Source organism: Mycobacterium sp. (genome assembly GCF_036488105.1).
Lineage (GTDB): Bacteria > Actinomycetota > Actinomycetes > Mycobacteriales > Mycobacteriaceae > Mycobacterium.
Window position 1 is genome coordinate 1 of record NZ_DASXHW010000282.1, and the last position, 2962, is coordinate 2962.

The 2962-nt window shown below is 67.9% G+C and carries 4 protein-coding genes; 2 read left to right on the forward strand and 2 right to left on the reverse strand.

The annotated features are described in order from the left end of the window. Positions 1 to 468 (forward strand): VOC family protein (locus tag VGH54_RS14470; RefSeq protein ID WP_414688711.1); only part of this gene is annotated, 468 nt, incomplete at its 5' end. Between the two features lie 3 nt (positions 469 to 471). Beyond that, entirely contained in the window at positions 472 to 1260 is a 789-nt protein-coding gene (locus VGH54_RS14475; protein ID WP_331512720.1) for an SDR family NAD(P)-dependent oxidoreductase, read from the forward strand. Here the strand turns inward: VGH54_RS14475 and VGH54_RS14480 are convergent, their stop codons facing one another. Continuing rightward, a complete protein-coding gene (locus tag VGH54_RS14480; protein ID WP_331512722.1) occupies positions 1261 to 2172 on the reverse strand; it encodes an SDR family NAD(P)-dependent oxidoreductase in 912 nt (303 codons plus the stop codon). It abuts the gene before it with no gap. Positions 2173 to 2190: 18 nt separating this feature from the next. Next, positions 2191 to 2962, reverse strand: a 772-nt coding sequence (locus tag VGH54_RS14485) for an acetyl-CoA hydrolase/transferase C-terminal domain-containing protein (RefSeq protein ID WP_331512724.1), incomplete at its 5' end; no start/stop codon positions are given.

Genomic DNA, 2962 nt, shown 5'->3' on the forward strand with positions numbered 1-2962 from the left:
CGCATCGCCGCCATCGACGCGGAGGCCACCGGGAAATTCCTGACCGCGATCGGCTTCGATCAGGTTGACGGCCCCTCACACGTCGAGGTCGCCGGCGATCAACTCGCGCCCGGTGGGTCGTCCGACGGCGTCACTTGCACGGTGTCGCGCTACGCACTGGCTGAGGACGCGCATCAGTTCACCCTCACCGTTGTGGAACACCCCGCGACCCGTGACGCGGATCCGGTGCCGTGGGGCGGGAACCGTCAAGGGTTGTACCGCTGCGCGTTGCGGGTGGAGAGCACTGAGGCGGCAATGTCGTTGGTGCCGGATTCGATTGAGGTGATGGGTGATCCGGTGTGGTGCCCGTTGCCGGGGACGAAGATCGAGGGACTCTACATTTCGTTCCTGCGCTCGCCCGACGGAGTGGTATTCGAATTCGTCGAGCGGCCGCTGAAGCACTTCAGTTCGCCTGCGGCCAGGGGTTGAGCGTTGGATCTGGGAGTACGCGGCAAGGGTTATGTCGTCGTCGGCGGAACGGCCGGCATGGGATTGGCCGCAGCACGCGCGCTGGCTCGCGAGGGTGCGTCCGTCGTGGTAGTCGGGCGCGACGCTGACCGAGGCAAGAACGCCGCGGAAGAACTCGTAGCCGCCGGTGCGGCCGATGCGCACGGCCTGGCCTTCGACGTGAGTCAGCGCGGAGCGGCAGTGGCCGCCGTCGACGAAGCGGTCCGGATACTCGGCCGACTCGACGGCATCGCCATCACGATGGGTACCGCGGGGATGATGCCTATCGAGTCTGACGACGACGCCTGGGACACCGCGTTTCACGACGTCCTGCTGGCGACCACCCGCAGCGTGCAAGCGGCACTGCCGCACCTTGCGGTCAACGGCGGCGCGATCGTCACCACCGCCGCGTACTCGGCCCGCTCGCCACACGAGCCGCGGCTGCCATATGCGAGCCTCAAGGCCGCCGTCGCCACATTCACCCGCGGCATCGCACGCACCCACGGCAAATCGGGTATCCGCGCGAACAGCGTTGCCCCCGGCGCCGTAGAAACCGATGCGCTGCACGCTGTTCGGGGATACGTCGCCGAAAGTAAGGGCTATCCCTATGACGAGGCTCTCGAACGGGCGCTGGTGGAGGACTTCGGGTTCGACGCCGCGCTCGGTCGCCCCGGCCAGCCGGACGAGATCGGCGCGCTGATCGCCTTCCTGCTGTCCGACATCTGTGCGTTCGTGACCGGGCAGACCATCTACGCCGACGGCGGTGCGCCCTAGTCAGGTCGTCGGCAGCGGCCCAGCCAGCCCGCGGGGAGAGGTCCCGTACAGCCAGCTGACCGCCTGCTCGATCTCCGAAAAAGTCAGGCCGGAACCGTCTTTGGCGTGGTAAGCACCAGGCATTTCGGTAAAACCTTCGATGCGGGTCAGCTTGTCGCCGTCGATGCGCAGAATCTGCCCGGTCAGCCAGGACGACTGCGCGGACTGCAGCCAGGCCACCACTGCGGAGCTGCGGGCGGGATCCAATGCGGGATCGTCGGCGCGCGCAGCGAACACGTCGGCCGTCATCCGCGACCTCGCCAGTGGTGAGATCGCATTGACCGCAACGCCATAACGCCGCGCCTCCATCGCGGTCACGAGCGTCAGGTTGGCGATCGCCGCCTTCGCCGCGCCGTACGCGCTCTGCCCGACATTGCCCCAGAGACCCGCGCCGGACACCGTGTTGACGATATGCGCGTCAATCGGGTCGCCCGCCTTGAACTGTGTCCGCCAGTAGTCGCAGGCATGTCGGGTGACGGCGAAGGTGCCTTTGAGATGGACGGCGATGACGGCGTCCCAATCGGCTTCGCTCGATACGGCCAGCATGGAATCACGCAGGATGCCTGCGTTGTTCACCACACCGGTCAGGGAGCCGAACGTGTCGACGGCGGTCGACACCATGTCGGCGACGTCGTCCCATGCCGATACCGAGCCCGTGTGCGCGACGGCCTTTCCGCCGGACGCCTCGATTTCGGCGACAACGTCGGCCGCAGGGCCGTCGCCGGTACCGGTGGAGCCATCCCGGGCGACGCCGGGGTCGTTCACCACGACGGCCGCGCCTTGCTTGGCCAACTCGAGGCAGTGGCCACGGCCGATACCCCGTCCTCCGCCGGTGACCAGCACGACCTTGCCGGTCAAGGGGCCTTCAGGCATCGCGCGTTATCTCCTTCATTACCTGAACAGTTCGGCTATGAGCGCGCGGCGCTGCGACCAGTCCGCTGCGCGCAGATCGACGTGTCCGGACTCGGTGGCTATCACGTCCAAGTCGTGGGCGGGTGTGGAGGCGGGCCGGCTCAGCTGATCGACGAGCGGTGATCGTCCGTTCACCCGGGTCGGGACGGCGATGATCGACAGGCCGCCGTGACTCATCCGGGCTGCGGCGCAGTAGTCGGGATGGCCGCCGATGCCACCGATCACCTTGTCGCCCACGCCTTCAACGTTGATCTGCCCGTATTGGTCGATCTCGATGGCGGTGTTCACCGCGACCAGCGGTGCGCCGCGCGACAGCCGGGTGAGGTCGTGGGTGTAGTCGAGCCCGTGCAGGATGGGGCGTCCGTCTGCCCAGTCGTAGAGCGAGTCGCTGCCCAGCAGATATGTCGCCGACGGGGTGCCCGCCAGCAGGCCGCGCCGGTCGAGGTCGACGACGGCGTCGGTGAGCAGGCCGGTGTCGATGTGCAACGGCACCTGCGCCCGTCGCAGCAGTGCGGTGCCGAGTTGCCCCGGCCCGTACTGGATCCGGGCGCCCTCGGGGAGCATCCGCAGTACCGCGTCGGCGAGCGCGTCGTGAATCGGCTCGGGCTCACGCTGCGGTACTCGCACCGGCCCGCTCCCGACCGTGCCGAGGACCTCGACATCAGACGGATCGAGTCGGGGCTTGGCGGCTGCCGCGGGGGCCGAGGTGTCGATCACCGCGAGAGTCCTAGTGCCGCTTGCAATTACCGCG